Raw genomic sequence first — 14,865 nt, 5'->3', positions numbered from 1 at the left:
TGCGGCTTAATTAGTTGTACTCTATACAATTACTGTACAAAAATACGCTTATCAGCGGGCATAGGGTGAGATAAGGAGATTTCGGGGAGATTGGATTGAAATTATGAAAGAGAATAAAGCCGCTCCTCCTCAATAAAAGGAAGGGGCGGCTTTATATTAAGCTCCGTATCATATTCACAATACTTTGGATAAAAAATCTCTCGTCCGCTCCTGCTGCGGTTGATCGAATAGCTGCTGCGGTGCTCCTTCTTCAATGATGATGCCCTGCTCCATAAATAGGACACGATCGCCAATCTCGCGGGCAAAACCCATCTCATGTGTAACGACGACCATAGTCATCCCTTCTCGGGCCAGATCCTTCATGACAGCAAGCACCTCGCCAACCATCTCGGGGTCAAGCGCCGAGGTAGGCTCATCGAACAGCATAATAGCAGGGTCCATCGCGAGTGCTCTGGCAATAGCGACGCGCTGCGCCTGTCCGCCGGACAGTGCGGTCGGGGATTGCTCTGCCTTGTCCGTTAATCCGACCTTCTGGAGCAAGTCCAACGCTTTGGCCTGGGATGATTCTTTGGAGCGTTTGCGCACCTGCTCCTGAGCAAGCATTATATTTTCCAGTACATTCATATGAGGGAATAAATTAAACTGCTGAAACACCATGCCGATATTTGCCCGAACAGAGGAAATGTTAACGGATGAATCCATAAGCGACTGTCCATCGATAATTACTTCTCCATACTGTGGCTTCTCAAGTCCGTTCAAACAGCGCAGCAGTGTTGATTTACCTGAACCGGAGGGGCCGATGATAACGACAACCTCGCTTTTATTAATCGCGACATTTATTGAATTAAGGACCTGATGCTCTCCGTAAGACATCGTCAAATCCATCACTTCTATGATCGGCTTCATCTTACAGCTTCCTTTCTATGCAGGATAGCAGCTTGTTGAGCGAATAGGTCAATATAAGGTAAATGAATGCGGCTGCCAAATATGGTTCCCAGACCCTGATATATTGTCCACGCATCGCATTGCTCCAGTACATAATTTCCGGTGCTGCAATAAGTGCTACGAGTGAGGAGTCTTTAATGAGGACTATAAATTCATTGCCGAATGCGGGGATCGTTCTTTTGATCGCCTGTGGCAATATAACAAAACGCATCGTTTGCCGATGTGTCATACCAAGTGAATACGAGGCTTCTGTCTGCCCTTTATCAATAGACTGGATGCCTGAGCGATAGATTTCTGCGGTGTAGGCAGCCGAATTAAGTGCAAGCGCAGTTACTGCTGCAACAATGGGATTGGTCTGTCCCATAAATAAAGGTACAACACCAAAATGAACAATTAATATTTGCACATAAAGCGGAGTGCCCCGAAAAAAGTGAATATAGCCGTTCATCGGCCAATTTAAATACCATTTGGTCGACATTTTGCCAATCGCTACACCTAATCCGAGAATGGAACCGATCAGAATGGCTAATATTGAAATGCCGATAGTAAGCAAGGAACCTTTTAATAGCAGAGGACCGTAGTCCCAAATGATGTCGAACCGAAAATCCATATGACCCACTCCTTTAAAGCTTTAAAAAAAGAGGCATGCGCAAAAGTAAACAATTTCGCATACCTCAACGTGATTTTGGATTTATTTTGCATTCAGTACGTTATCAATGTTCGGCTCTTCTCCAAACCATTTTTTATACACTTCTGTATAGGTTCCGTTCTCAAGCACTTTTTTGATAGCAGGGTCCAGCTTGGCCTTCAGCTCGCTCCCTTTAGGAAAAAGTATGCCGTAATACTCCGCTGAGAACTGCTCTGGATCAAGAATACCCTTGAATTTTTTATCCGGGTTGTTTTTCATATACTCGCGCACGATGGCTATGTCGGCTACCACTGCATCTACACCGCCGCTGTCCAATTCGAGCAAAGCGATTGCATTGCTGTCAAACCGTTTTAGGAGTGGACTGTCGTTACCCATAATTCCTGCCATAAGCGAATCTGCTGTGGTAGATAACTGCACCGCTACTTTCTTGTCCTTCAAGTCCAGCGCACCCGCAATCGGGCTGTCTTCTTTAACCAAAATCATGTTAGTAGATTCAAAGTAAGGAATGGAGTAATCATACGATTGCTTACGCTCATCAGTAATCGAGATACTTGATACGCCTGCCGCATAGGTTTCTCCGCTCTTGACCTCTGTGAGCATAGGGTCCCAGCCTGTGTTCACGATCTCATATTTGAGACCCGCTTCTTTCATTACTGCTTCCAGAAAGTCGACATCAAAACCAGTGATCTTGTCTTTGTCCATGTACTCCATGGGTGCATATGCCGCATCTGTGGCGATTTTGTAGGTGGTCTCCTTGCTGCCGGAGCTACACCCTGCCATAACCGTAATTAAGCATACAGCGAGTAAAGTTAACATTCTTTTCCCCATAATCCACTCTCCTAATCGTAATAAATCTTCGATTTCTCCAACTATATACATCGAAACTAAAATATATAACATGATTCTAGCAGAAAATAGAGAAGGTGACTATATTAATGTTATATATTATTACATCATATGTAATTATAAATTTCACATATATGTCATAAGGTGCGTGAGTTATGGAGTTGAACAACTAAATCCATACACAAAAGCCGCTCCTCCTCAATGTGAGGAAGGGGCGGCTGTGCGTTTATGCAACCATAGAGCATATTCTAAAGGCCTGATAATAGCCCGTCTGTAAGCTTCACTGTCACCGGACTGGATGAACACTTCGCGGGCTGGTTTAGGATTAACCTCCAACACATACACATGACCGTTCTTATCAATAGCTAGATCCAAGGCCAGCTCACACAAAGCACCTATCGTTTTTTCAAGATAAGCTGCTATTTCCAAACTTAGGCGCTCAGCAGTTCGGCGTACTTCCTGCCGCCTTTCCTCTCCGCTTATACCTTGAGCCAGCAGACTGTTCATCGTGACCGCGTGACCTCCGCCGTGAAGGTTTGAGGTTACACTGCGAGGCGCTCCGATTCTACCGGCACACCCGGTAACATCCCATTCACCTTGCCCGTTCTTCTGCACCAGCATTCTGTAGTCATGAACTCTGCCGTTAGGAAGTTTAATCTGAATTCCCTGTTGTGCCAGGAAACGGCTGCTTCCTCTCCAGTTCAGCAGAAAAGCGCTAAGTCGCGCTTTGTGAAGCTTTTGGGCTGAAATAATTCTCCGGTTCTTTTTACGTCCCTGAATAAGGTACAAGTCATTACTCAGTTTCTCAACACGAACAATTCCGCGGCCCCCAGTTCCGTTGACCGGTTTCACATAGATGGAGGGATAATCGTTAAGTAAGTTGAAAATATCTGCAGTACTGCGGAACATTAAGGTTTTGGGTAAATGAGAACGGAATCGCGATTTCTTAAGCAAAATCTGATAAATCGTCCATTTGTCTCGCAGGGGACGATTTAAGTAATTTAAGTTAGCATAGCGGGAGCGGAACCTGCGAAGCTGCTCAAAACGTTTGCTGCGTTGAATCCGACAGCGGTCGAAGATTAAATTCGGAAAGCTTCGCCATTTGCGTGACCAGGTTCTTTTTTTAGGGTCATATACGAGAGCATGAATCATTTTTTTGCTGTCATATACATCCATAGGGGTGAAGACAAAGATGTCCAGACCAAGCCTCTGCCCCTCGATAATCATTTTCTGATAGATATGACGTTCTTCCAGCTGTTTCTTGTTGTTCATATATAAAGTTAAAATGCCCAGGACGGGTTGTGACACGGAGAAATCACCTTCTTTGAAGTAAGTTGGCCGCAGAATTTGAGGAACTGGGCTTATCGTCCAGCAGAAGCTCAGTTCTGCCGCCTCGGACTATGATCAGTCGTTTTGCAGAAAGACCGGCGTGAAAACACATTTTCAGGCAGGGTATGTTGTCAAGAGCAACCTGACAGGTCAGCTGTCCCAGAAAGTCCAGCTGCCTTGCCAGAAGTTTCGAGCCAATGCCTCGTCCGCGGTAAAGTGGATGGATCAGGACAAGACTAATTTTTTTACCATATGCCGTAACGATTGAGAATCCCGCAAGCCTGGTACCATCTTCGGTTTGAATGTTGGCGAGAAGAACCGAACTTCCGTCCTCTATGAGCTCATCGTACGACAGCTTCATCAGCGTCCGGTATACTTCGGAGGATATGCGTCTGCGCCCGTATTTTCGGACAAATGACAGAATATCTCCATGCTGCTGGTCCCAAGCTCTTTGGTTGCAGGGGGTCCAAGTTATAATGTTCATGCTCGGTTCTAATCCCTCCTTACGTTCTTAATCCTTGGTTTGACGGGATAAATACTGACTGAATTGAAAAATGCGTTCCAGCGATCTTTTGCGAATATGTGGCTCATCAAATTTCATCGGCTTGGCATTGGCTTCAAAGAACCACATATCTCCCTCCGTATCGATTCCTAAATCCATAGACATTTCACCTAAAGTGTATCCCGACCCTTTCTCAATTTGTCTTGCAATGAGCAGGGAGTTGGATTTAAGCCGATTGATCAATATAGAGGTCATTTCTGAACCAAAGGTAGGGATCAGCATCTTCTCTGGATCTTCAACGCTGCCTCCTTGAGGAACATGGGTGGTAATTCTCTTAGGCCCGGCTAATCGAGATCCGACACCTGTCACAGTCCAGACGCCTTTACCTGATTTCTGCACCAGCACACGAAGATCAAAGTGACGATCATGGAATTTGGAGAGCTCAATACCTTCTTGCATAATGTAGGGGACTCCACCTGTCTCCATTTTTATGCGTTTCCAGATCAGAGGGAGCTTGCTGGTTTTATAGATGACATTTTTTTTTCGTTTTCCTTGAATCGTTAATTGATAAATTTCTGGATCGCTTGATTCAAGCTGAAGCAGCATGATTCCTTTGCCAGCCTTGCCGCTCTCGGGCTTCAGGTACAATCGTCTATATTGAGTCAACATTGCATGTAACGTAGCGGAGGATCGCATTCTTTTTGTATCCGGTACAAGTGGTCTGGTGGAACGATTCTTCTTAAGCCAGTCAAACAGTCTCCATTTATTAAAAAAATACGGATTGAATATATGGATGCTGCTATGCTTGATGCACTCTTTAATCTTTTTTCTTACAGCGACTTTGATCTCATCCTCACGGAGTGGAATTCGGTTGTAAATGACATGGGGGAGAGGAAACCACTGCCTCTTCCACTCTTTATCCTCTGGACTGTAAAAGTACCCCTTGACCCTGTTACCCGTTAATTTCAAATCCCTCGTAGTGACAACATAGACGGGGAAATCCATTTCCCTCCCCATCTTCACGATATCTCGGAAGTTGGCGCGATTGCCTCGAAATAGCGATCGTTCGTCAGCTACAGTGAGAACAGCGACAACAGGCTTCTGATCACCAGTGAGCTGGCTCATTAGCCTTCCCTCCTCCGGAATTTACTGAGATATAGACAATGCTCCAAAATATGTTCAACGGATGCTTTTCCTTCGGCCCGCAAGGAGGGATGCTTGAAGATCGAACGTCCGGGTTTGGCATTAGCTTCGAACATCCATATTCTCTCATCCTTGTCGATTCCGATATCAAATCCGATTTCTCCAATCAAATGCTGATGATTTGTTTCGATTCCTTCTGCAAGTGTGATAGCTACAGCTTTTGCATTTTTGAGAACCTCATCTGCTCTGGAACCGAATGTCCGGCCTAAAGCCTGATCTGGTGTGAGGAGGGAGCCGCCGTTTTTAAGATGAGTAGTAACGCTTCCTCTTCCTGCCTTTTTGGCTCCAATTCCTACGACCACCCATTGGTTGCGTCCGTTTTTGTGCATATGAAATCTGAAATCAATTGGACATCCATCAATTTCAATCAGGCGAATCCCTTGCTGAGCTACATAACCACGCAGAGATCGACCGTGTCTGGCCTGCAGGGTGCGCATAAGACTTCCGAATGAGCTGAAACGCAGCAGAGCGTTACGTCCATTTTTACGATATCTGGCGTAGTAACCGCTCTTCGCGACATGCGATAACCGATATATTCCGTTGCCAAGACTGCCGCTGTTTGGTTTGTAGTAAATGAGATTATGACGGTCAAGTAAATCTTTGATCTGCTCTGGAGTAGGGCTCATGATGGACTCAGGAACAAAACGATTGACCTGAGGGTCCCTTTCCAATAGTCGGTAAATATCTGATTTATTAAAGAAGCTCCAATTGAAGAAAGGTATTTTTTTACGGATAAATCGCTCTCTGAGTTGGTTGATGGATGAGGTGGTCTCTGCTCGCCGGCTCGGCAGCCGATTGTATACGACATCTGGAAGAGGAACTTTTTTTCTTATGAATTTCCCTGACTCATTTAAAAAGTATCCGTTCACTGTTTCGCTCTCCCACTGAATGTCTCGCGGTGTGAATGCAAAAATATAGGATTGTTTGCTCCCGTATCTCAGCAGCTGCTTAATGAATCCGGTTCTGGAACCGAATGGATTGCTCGTCGATGAGGTTGGACCGTCGGATAATACCCCGATGAGCGGACCGATTTGCACTTCGCCTTCCTGTAAGCTGCGTAAATAAACTCCACCAGCCTTCGGGATTTTGATTCCTTTGCGAATACCGGAGGCGAGGTATAGATGTTTTCCCGCTTTGTTGATGGGTTTGACGGTAGCGGGGACACGTTCTCCGCCAAATCTGAGATGAACCGACTTTTTCCCCGACAGCTTCAAGTTTTTCATTAAAGTATCGGACACGTAGACAACCTTTTGGGGCTGCTGCGTGAAATGGACGTTGCAAAAAGTCAAACTCATGAATTTATCCTCCTAAATACTTGGTTCAGGGTTTACTCAGCAGCAAATATCGTGCATATCCGATCGGATTCTCGATAGACTTTCTGGCACTTTTATAATCTCCGATTCTAAAGAAGGAGGAGCGCCCAGGCTTAGAATTGACCTCCAGAATCCATACCTTACCCTGACGGTCGACCCCGAAATCGATACCCAACTCTGCGAGACGGCCAAAGTGAGATTCCAGATACAATGGGATGTCTTTGGAGAGATGATCAATGACGGTGATGGCGTTTCTACCCCCGTTTTCTCCGAACTCCCGACAAAGAAAAGGCAATGCTTTATGCGCACTACCTCCGCCATGAAGGTTGGAGGTAAGCGAATGCTTCTGGCCAACTCGTGCTGCCCGGCCAGTTATTTCCCAGATCCCCTTGCTGTTTTTTTGCATGAGCACTCTGATATCAAAGGGTTCACCTTGTGTACTGTTCAGGTTCAAGTAAGTCTGAAGCAGAAACGGACGATTTCCTATAAATTTATGAATCCATTCGAATCCTTCTTGTACAGAAGGGAATTTGCGTTTAAATATGTTGTTGCTGTTATCTCTTCCAATCAGCCGCAATCCCTCTTGAGGAGAAGACACTTTAATATGCATCGTTCTTTTCCCGTGAGTTCCATTTTGGGGTTTCATGAAACCCTGACCGTTATGAGTACGCAGCCACTCGGAGAGCTGGTCTGCTCCGGTATATTTGTGTGTTTCAGGCAAGTAGAGAGTTAAATCCGGATATTTCTTAAGCACCTGGTATACAGACCATTTGCCTGTAAGTCCGCGAGCTAAATAAATGAAGGGTTGCTTCTCGTATAGCAGGGAAAGGGCGTTCTGTTTGCGCTGTTGATCCTTGCGATCATGTGAAAAACAACGGTCATATAAAATGTCGGGCAAGGGGGACGACCTTCGATTCCAATTCCCTTTCTCATAGCAGTAGCCCTGAACAGTTGAACGATCCTGTGTAATCGATGACGGGCAGAAAACATAGATATGCATTCCTTGCTTGTTGCCAATCAGACATAGCTTGCGGCAATAATTGTTTTCAGAGAAGGGGAAGGGACCTTTGCTCTCGGATACTAAAATGCCAATGACGCCTTTATGTGGTCTCAACATCACCGTTCTCCCTTCTAGAAGCCGGACAAATAGCGGGCATAATCAATTACTTGTTTGACAGATGGGCGTATCTTGCCCCCGCCAATGGGGGTATTGTCATTTTTTGATGGTTTGGAATTGACCTCCAGCAGCCATATGCGACCATTAGTATCGACAGCCAGATCGATACCAAGCTCTCCAAAATGGGAGGGCAACTGCTTATCTACACCTTGGGCAATATCCAGAGCAGCTGTCTTGAGCCTGGTGCCGATCTTCGCTTTGATGCCTGCAGGAAGAGTGCTTTTGAAGGCTGCTTCTTTCACAGTACTGAGCGAGCCGCCGCGGGCTAAATTGGATACAAAATGCTGGCTGCCGGCAGTTCGGGCAACGATAGACGTAACGCTCCACTTGCCGTTCAAGTTTTTCTGTACAAGAGCTCTGAAATCAACAGGCCTTCGATCAATCTCAATGAGACTAAGGCCTTGCTGAATTTGATAACGCGTAAACTTCATTTTCCCGGATATGGAAGAGAACAACTTGGCGAGACTTGGATAGGTCTGTCTTTTTGTTCCTCCAACTTGCGTAGCGAGTGTCAGGTAAGCACCGCCCTCAAGTCTTGATACCCGAATAATCCCTTTTCCGAGACTTCCTCTGATCGGCTTCAGGAACACGATCGGATACTTGGCGCACATTGTTTTTAATACAGTAAAATTACGCAGCAAATGAGATTCAGGCAAATATCTGGATACTGTTATATCACGACCTAATGCATCAAAAACCTCTGTTTTATCCAGGAACTTTTCATTGAAAAAGTGACTGCCGTATCTGGATTTTACTTCTTTTAAAAAATGCTGTACGCTAGGTTTGTTCTCCAATTTCCGTGAAGTTAAACGATTATAGAATACGTCTGCTGCTGGCACCTGGATCTGCTTCCACGTGTCTCCATAGACCCAGGCGGTTAATTTTCCCGGGCTAGAACCGATGTGATTCGGTGTAAAAAAATAGACATATGCCCCTTGACGCTGGCACGCATTAACAAGCTCTTTGCAGAACATCGTAATCGGGCCAAAGGGTCTCTCTAGAGCGCCTGGAATGTCCCTGCTAATCAGCACCCCTACCAGCGGCCCGAACTGAAGGGTAGATGATTGCGGGCGATAAATGAGCCGTAACGACGACCGGGGCAGAACGCCCATTTTGTTTGCTAGCTCCTGGCTGATTCGTACACCGTCAAACTTGGCTAAGGATATGACTCTAACGGTGTGCCGGAGTGAGCCGAAGTTCAGCTGCAGTGGATAATTTGTAGGGATTCTCCACTGTTTGACCAGCTGATCTCCAAGGACGAGGTAGTCACTCTCCAGCAAATTAGGGCTCGAAATCTGTATCTTTAGTTTTTTGGAGGGCATGAAGCGGATCTCCTTCCAGACCTAAGCTTGGTGTCTTGGATGCACAATAGGGCTTCTGCGTAATTGCATGTAATGCATCATATGAGGACGTAGAATCCTTGGTGATTAACCTATACAAAAGAGGAAGGATAACAGGAGGTATTGCAGGTGGATGATTGGTTATATATTTTAGTTAGCGTATTAGTGGCTGGCTTTGTCGGCGGAATAACGAACCATTATGCAATAAAAATGTTGTTTCATCCCAGAAAATCGATTTATATCGGTAAGCTTCATGTTCCGTTTACACCGGGCTTGATTCCTAAACGTAGGGATGACATAGCCGTATCTTTGGGTAACGTGGTAGCCGAGTATCTGGTGACGACGGAAGGACTTCAGGAAATGGTCAGTCGCCCGGCATTCCGGAATAAAGCTGAGGAATATTTACGGGGATTGCTGCATCGTTTAAATGACAGTCCGCTTACGCTTAAAGAGGTCGCGCATAAGTTTTGGGATCAGGAAGAATGGCAGTCGGTTAAGCTTCGGCTTGCTGATGGGCTCCGCCTGACAGCTGCGCATGGAGTAAGCATCGCTTGGCACAAATTCAACCTGAATGAAGTAGAGCTGCAAGCAATCGTCCCTGGGTGGAACGAGGATAATACGAAGCGCTGGAGCGAGGCTGCAGCTGATGCGGTGCTAGGTGCTGTAGAGGAAGAAATATTGTCTGCCGAAGGTCAACGGATGCTGACTACAATGGCCACGGGTATGATGGATCAGGCTGGCGGATTTTTAGGCACGATGGCAGCGATTTTTGTGGACGAGGATAAAATGGTGAGGAAGATTACTCCTGCTATCGTTCGGGCATTGCGGAGTGATGATGCGAGAAGTAAAATAGTACAGGTGATTCAGCAGCGGTTGCATGAATATGGCGATAAGCCAGCTGCTGAGCTGTTGGAGCTGCTAACAGGTGAAGAGAGCCAAAGCTGGATTACAGGCAAAATCGCTAATCTACCAATGGAGAAGTGGATAGAATCGGTAGAAGGTGTAAAGGTATCATCCCTGATCGCGCCTTGGAAGGAACAAGCTGAGGCGGGTATTCCTGCCATGACAGCTCGAGCACTTCAATCCATTGCTAAAGGTATTCCCACAGCGGTGCAGGCTATTCAGCTGCCAGAGCTCGTTAAAGAGCAGGTGGAGAAATTCCCGGTGGAGCGGCTGGAGGAGATTATTTTGAACATATCCGGCAAGGAATTTCGCGCTATAACCTGGCTCGGTGTTCTCCTTGGTGGATTCATCGGTCTGCTGCAGTCTCTTTTTATGCTGTGGTGGGGTTAAGCAAAGCGCATGTTTCATTATTTTAGAGAGGATGAGCATATTGAATATTTATGACAAAGCACATGAGCTGGCAAGCGCATTGAAAGAAAGCAAAGAGGTAATCGAAATTACGGATGCGGTGAAATTGATCGATGTAGATCAAAGCAGTAAAGAGATGCTGGATAACTTTCGTGCCAAGCAAAATGAAATGCAGCAGCGAATGATGTCAGGCCAAATGCCAGAACAGGAAGAGATGGAGAAAATGGAGAAACAGTTCGAGCTGTTGAGCCAAAATCCTAACATTGTCCGTCTGTTTGATGCAGAGCGTCGTCTCAGCGTTATAATTCAGGATGTCAACAAAATTATTACGGACAGCCTTCAACACCTCTATAACGTGTAGTTTTCTCTATCACAAATAAATATTTTATAGATTTGAAGACTTGTCTCATATAATTGAAGCAGCGCTCATAGAATGGATTATCAGTGTAAATCATGATATGAGGAGCTGCGAAAAAGATGAAAACAGTTAAAAAGAAAAGTAAATGGAAACATGTTGTATACTTAATCCTGGCGTTAGCCATGCTCGTGTATGCATTGCCGATGATTTCTTTTAATCCTGGCGCGGGATTTGTATCTCTGTTCGGAATTGTCTGGTCGGCTTTCGCTTTTTTGGTCATCGGTGCGCATTTGCATTTTATTCTTGGAGTGAATGAAGAAAAGCAGCGAGCGCTTGATGCTGTACGCCGTGCCAAGGTACGGGAGTGGGAGCTGAAATGGCAGGAGGATGGCAAGAGGGGACATAGTTTATAGTAATAAAGAGCCGTTTGGTCAAAAGATCAGGCGGCTAATTGATATAGGAGGAATCATTATGTATGTGACAAGACCTGAAGATATTCGATATGTTATTTTATTATCCGTAGTACCTGGTCAAAAAATGACGGAGGAGCTGATTCGTGCCCATGTTCAGCATTTGAAGCAGCTTGATCTTGAAGGAAAGCTTGAGCTTTGTGGTCCGTTTAGCGATTATCGTGGAGGAATGGTCATTATTAAGGCTTCCTCCTATGAAGAAGCAAAGAAAATAGCTGAATCAGATCCATACATAGTCTCTGGTGTTGAAACTTATGAATTGCGAACCTGGGAGCTGTCTTGTGAGGCTAACAATCATATGGGAATGGGATGAATTTTACATAAAAGGGGGCCATCTCAAAAGTAGAGTATCTACTTTTGAGATGGCCCTCAACACTATCGTTCCTCCAACTACCTGATACATCCATGACGATTCCAATATTATACATATACCTGCTGTTCATGAAAAGAGCCGTTGTAATTGTTGCAAAAGTGCCGTTTTTTAGCTTTAGGTTATATGATTCCAGAAAATCCCTGCGAAAGTGCAGCTTTTTTCTGGTCAACGAGCAATTCTGATTATCTTTGGGTCGAAAACCTGCACTTCAGCATTTTTTTGCTCCAAACAAGCATATTTCATAAAAAAAACCTGCACTTTTACCAGAAAAACATCGAGAGCACCAAAATAGTGGCAATAACTTCGAAAATTCAGCTATTGGATCGAACTCGAATATCAGCGCGTAGATGAAAATCTAATTATGCGACAGTCCCTTTTTCTTTTTATTCTCCATTTAGAATCATGCGATCATTACTTTCCCCGGGCGGAACCATAGGGTACACATTTTGTTCCTCCCTCACATTAAACTCCATTAACACAGGACCTGGAGTAGCCAGACTTTCCTGAATAATGGCATCGGCCTCATCAAGACTTTGCGCTCGCAAGCCTTTAACTCCGTATGCCTGTGCGAATGTTACAAAATCGGGAGATGAAATCTGTACGGAAGAATAACGCCGATCATAGAACAATTGCTGCCATTGACGAACCATCCCTAGATAGCCATTGTTCAGGATTGCTATTTTAATGGGCAATTGATAGTCGACAGCAGTCATCAGCTCTTGCAAATTCATTTGAAAGCTTCCATCACCTGTTATACAAATAATTGGGCCGTTACCATCTGCAATGGCTGCGCCTATGGCCGCCGGGAAGCCAAAGCCCATCGTTCCAAGGCCACCTGAAGTCAAAAACGAGCGTGGACGAATAAATTTATAATGATGTGCCGTCCAGATTTGATGCTGTCCAACATCGGTGGCAACAATGGCTTCGCCTGATGTATATTTACTGAGCAGCTGAATGACCTCTTGAGGACTTAAATTACCGGACTCAGCGGTGAAATGAGGTACTTTTCTTTGCCAAGCTGTGGTTTCATTGGCCCATTCTGATAAAGAAGACATAGTAGACCGATTTACCAGAGGAATTAATTTACTTAGTAAATGGCTGATGTTCCCTTGTACTGCGAGATCGACAGGAATATTTTTGTTGAACTCTGCATTGTCGATATCCACGTGTATCTTCCAGGAGTTTGGTGAAAAAGACTTGATTTTTCCGGACAAACGATCATTAAATCTAACTCCAAGTGATATGAGCAAATCAGCCTGATGAACAGCCCGATTCGCGGCATATGTACCATGCATTCCTAACATTCCAAGATACAAGGGATGATTGGTAGGAAAAGAACCTATTCCCATAAGCGTATTCACGATTGGAATTCCGACCTTTTCTGCCAGGCAGTGGAGCTGCTGTGATGCCCCGGAGGAGACAACGCCTCCTCCGGCAATGATTACAGGCCGCTTCGCAGAGAAAAGTCGATCATGGATGGCTCTCACGATTTCGTCTGAGATAGGTGGAGTGTGATCATAACCACGAATGGACACTTGATCTAATGGCTGAAGATTCGACTTGGTGTTCATGATGTTTTTTGGTAGATCAATCAATACTGGTCCTGGTCTGCCAGTAGAGGCAATATGGAATGCCTCTTTGATAATCCGTGGAAGATCAGCAATATCCAACACTACATAATTGTGTTTCGTAATATCCATGGTCATGCCAAAAATATTTACCTCTTGAAAGCTGTCTCTCCCGATCAGATCGGTGGAAACTTGGCCCGTTAGTACGACAAGAGGTACAGAATCCATAAACGCATTGGCAATGCCAGTGACCGCATTGGTCGCTCCAGGACCGGAAGTAACTAACGCCACGCCGGGGCGACCTGTTACTCTGGCATATCCGTCTGCTGCATGAACCGCTGCTTGTTCATGACGGGTGAGAATATGTGTGATCTCAGCGCAATCATAAAGTGCATCATAGATCGGAATGACCGCGCCCCCGGGATATCCAAAAATCGTATTCACATTTTCATTTAGCAGGCATTGAATGAGTAGCTGTGCTCCGTTGGTCGTTTGCAGTAGTGTTTCATGAAGTGCACTCAAGATGAGACCCCCTATCGTTTTTGACAATTTTAACTGATTAGTAATCCGTTTAGAGTGACCATGGTCATATATTGCAGAAAAGTCAGGATACCAGTGACGGGTATCACTCGTATGAAATGATCGTGATTATATGATTTAATATGATAGATTACCATTGTGTCATTGAGAGTCTAGAGAGTGAGGTCTGGCTTTGAAATACTATATTCCTAATCAACACGGCGCATGGGCCATGCTGATCATTCCTTTTTTGTTTGGAATCATAGCATCCAAGCCTAATTTGGTACATATTTTGTTATTTGCCTGTTGGCTGATTATTTATTTGCTTATGTTCGCAGTACTCCAATGGATTCGTACGAAAAAGACGAAATTTTACCGAAAACCGGTTCTCGTCTATACCTTTGTTCTGATACCTTTTGCATTATGGCTGGTTGTACTTCGGCCTGTTATGGTGGTTCTGGCGTTAGTGTTTTTGCCGCTGTTTATCGTTAATGCCTACTATGCCAAGCAAAAGAGAGAACGTGCCCTGGTAAATGATATCGCTGCGATCGTTCAATTCAGCCTCATGGTTTTTATCTCCTTTTTGATTGGAGAAGGAACGGATTACGGGCTGGCTGCCAAGTTGTTTATTGTTAGCCTTCTTTATTTTGTAGGTACAGCTTTGTATGTAAAGACGATGATCCGTGAGAAAAATAACAAACGTTTCTATTATTATTCCATCAGTTATCATATCGCTCTGGTACTGTTATCGCTGTGGCTCCTTCCATGGGTTATGATAGCTGCGGCAGCTGTACTATTGATTCGGGCGATCGGGTTCCCTCGAATTGGAATTACGGTAAAACAGGCTGGAATTTCTGAGATTGTCTGCTCCATCGTTGTACTGGTGAGCGTATGGATTGCGTAAACCGGACACATAGCGTTATCCTCCCGGGTAGTACAGGTGCGGGAAGGAGCGCTTTTTT

General features: G+C 45.0%; 15 protein-coding genes. 5 read left to right on the top strand and 10 right to left on the bottom strand.

The annotated features are described in order from the left end of the window. Positions 1 to 174 precede the first annotated feature (174 nt). The 9 genes from BLS49_RS09605 to BLS49_RS09565 all read right to left on the bottom strand — a co-directional run bounded on the left by BLS49_RS09605 (position 175) and on the right by BLS49_RS09565 (position 9,286). On the bottom strand, positions 175 to 897 hold the full coding sequence (locus BLS49_RS09605) for an amino acid ABC transporter ATP-binding protein (protein WP_091229251.1): 723 nt from the start codon (positions 895 to 897) through the stop codon (positions 175 to 177). Positions 898 to 907: 10 nt separating this feature from the next. After that, a complete protein-coding gene (locus tag BLS49_RS09600) occupies positions 908 to 1,555 on the bottom strand; it encodes an amino acid ABC transporter permease (protein WP_091229000.1) in 648 nt (215 codons plus the stop codon). An 81-nt stretch (positions 1,556 to 1,636) separates the two neighbouring features. Further along, positions 1,637 to 2,422, bottom strand: coding sequence for a basic amino acid ABC transporter substrate-binding protein (locus tag BLS49_RS09595; RefSeq protein ID WP_091228998.1), 786 nt, complete (start codon positions 2,420 to 2,422; stop codon positions 1,637 to 1,639). 216 nt (positions 2,423 to 2,638) lie between these two features. After that, positions 2,639 to 3,748, bottom strand: coding sequence for a YheC/YheD family endospore coat-associated protein (locus tag BLS49_RS09590; RefSeq protein WP_091228996.1), 1,110 nt, complete (start codon positions 3,746 to 3,748; stop codon positions 2,639 to 2,641). Positions 3,749 to 3,755: 7 nt separating this feature from the next. Beyond that, positions 3,756 to 4,253 (bottom strand): GNAT family N-acetyltransferase, encoded by a 498-nt coding sequence (locus BLS49_RS09585; protein WP_091228993.1) that lies wholly within the window; start codon positions 4,251 to 4,253, stop codon positions 3,756 to 3,758. Positions 4,254 to 4,280: 27 nt separating this feature from the next. Further along, positions 4,281 to 5,396: a YheC/YheD family endospore coat-associated protein gene (locus BLS49_RS09580; protein ID WP_091228990.1), complete on the bottom strand. Its 1,116-nt coding sequence runs from the start codon at positions 5,394 to 5,396 to the stop codon at positions 4,281 to 4,283. Then, positions 5,396 to 6,769: a YheC/YheD family endospore coat-associated protein gene (locus tag BLS49_RS09575; protein ID WP_091228987.1), complete on the bottom strand. Its 1,374-nt coding sequence runs from the start codon at positions 6,767 to 6,769 to the stop codon at positions 5,396 to 5,398. The genes BLS49_RS09580 and BLS49_RS09575 overlap by 1 nt, the downstream gene beginning before the upstream one ends. 25 nt (positions 6,770 to 6,794) lie before the next feature. Continuing rightward, complete coding sequence (locus BLS49_RS09570) at positions 6,795 to 7,904, bottom strand: YheC/YheD family endospore coat-associated protein (protein WP_091228984.1); 1,110 nt, start codon at positions 7,902 to 7,904, stop codon at positions 6,795 to 6,797. Positions 7,905 to 7,918: 14 nt separating this feature from the next. Continuing rightward, complete coding sequence (locus BLS49_RS09565) at positions 7,919 to 9,286, bottom strand: YheC/YheD family endospore coat-associated protein (protein ID WP_091228980.1); 1,368 nt, start codon at positions 9,284 to 9,286, stop codon at positions 7,919 to 7,921. A 147-nt stretch (positions 9,287 to 9,433) separates the two neighbouring features. On the opposite strand from BLS49_RS09565, the gene BLS49_RS09560 reads away from it, so the two are divergent. The 4 genes from BLS49_RS09560 (at position 9,434) to BLS49_RS09545 (ending at position 11,756) form a co-directional block, all read left to right on the top strand. Then, positions 9,434 to 10,597 carry a DUF445 family protein gene (locus tag BLS49_RS09560; protein WP_091228977.1) on the top strand — a complete coding sequence of 388 codons (1,164 nt, stop codon included), beginning with the start codon at positions 9,434 to 9,436 and terminating at the stop codon, positions 10,595 to 10,597. Between the two features lie 40 nt (positions 10,598 to 10,637). Then, positions 10,638 to 10,976: a YlbF family regulator gene (locus tag BLS49_RS09555; protein WP_091228974.1), complete on the top strand. Its 339-nt coding sequence runs from the start codon at positions 10,638 to 10,640 to the stop codon at positions 10,974 to 10,976. A 116-nt stretch (positions 10,977 to 11,092) separates the two neighbouring features. Next, complete coding sequence (locus BLS49_RS09550; protein ID WP_091228972.1) at positions 11,093 to 11,386, top strand: hypothetical protein; 294 nt, start codon at positions 11,093 to 11,095, stop codon at positions 11,384 to 11,386. A gap of 58 nt (positions 11,387 to 11,444) precedes the next feature. Then, positions 11,445 to 11,756 (top strand): YciI family protein, encoded by a 312-nt coding sequence (locus tag BLS49_RS09545; RefSeq protein WP_175471358.1) that lies wholly within the window; start codon positions 11,445 to 11,447, stop codon positions 11,754 to 11,756. A gap of 443 nt (positions 11,757 to 12,199) precedes the next feature. On the opposite strand, the gene ilvB is transcribed toward BLS49_RS09545, so the two are convergent. Then, complete coding sequence (ilvB, locus tag BLS49_RS09540) at positions 12,200 to 13,909, bottom strand: biosynthetic-type acetolactate synthase large subunit (RefSeq protein WP_217640049.1); 1,710 nt, start codon at positions 13,907 to 13,909, stop codon at positions 12,200 to 12,202. 187 nt (positions 13,910 to 14,096) lie between these two features. On the opposite strand from ilvB, the gene BLS49_RS09535 reads away from it, so the two are divergent. Continuing rightward, the gene (locus BLS49_RS09535) at positions 14,097 to 14,807 is read left to right on the top strand and encodes a YwiC-like family protein (RefSeq protein WP_245742320.1); all 711 of its coding nucleotides are present in this window, start codon (positions 14,097 to 14,099) and stop codon (positions 14,805 to 14,807) included. Positions 14,808 to 14,865 lie beyond the last annotated feature (58 nt).

The organism is Fontibacillus panacisegetis, from assembly GCF_900102215.1.
GTDB lineage: Bacteria > Bacillota > Bacilli > Paenibacillales > Paenibacillaceae > Fontibacillus > Fontibacillus panacisegetis.
The sequence above is the reverse complement of the archived record's forward strand: the minus strand, read 5'-3'. Positions and strand labels throughout refer to the sequence as shown.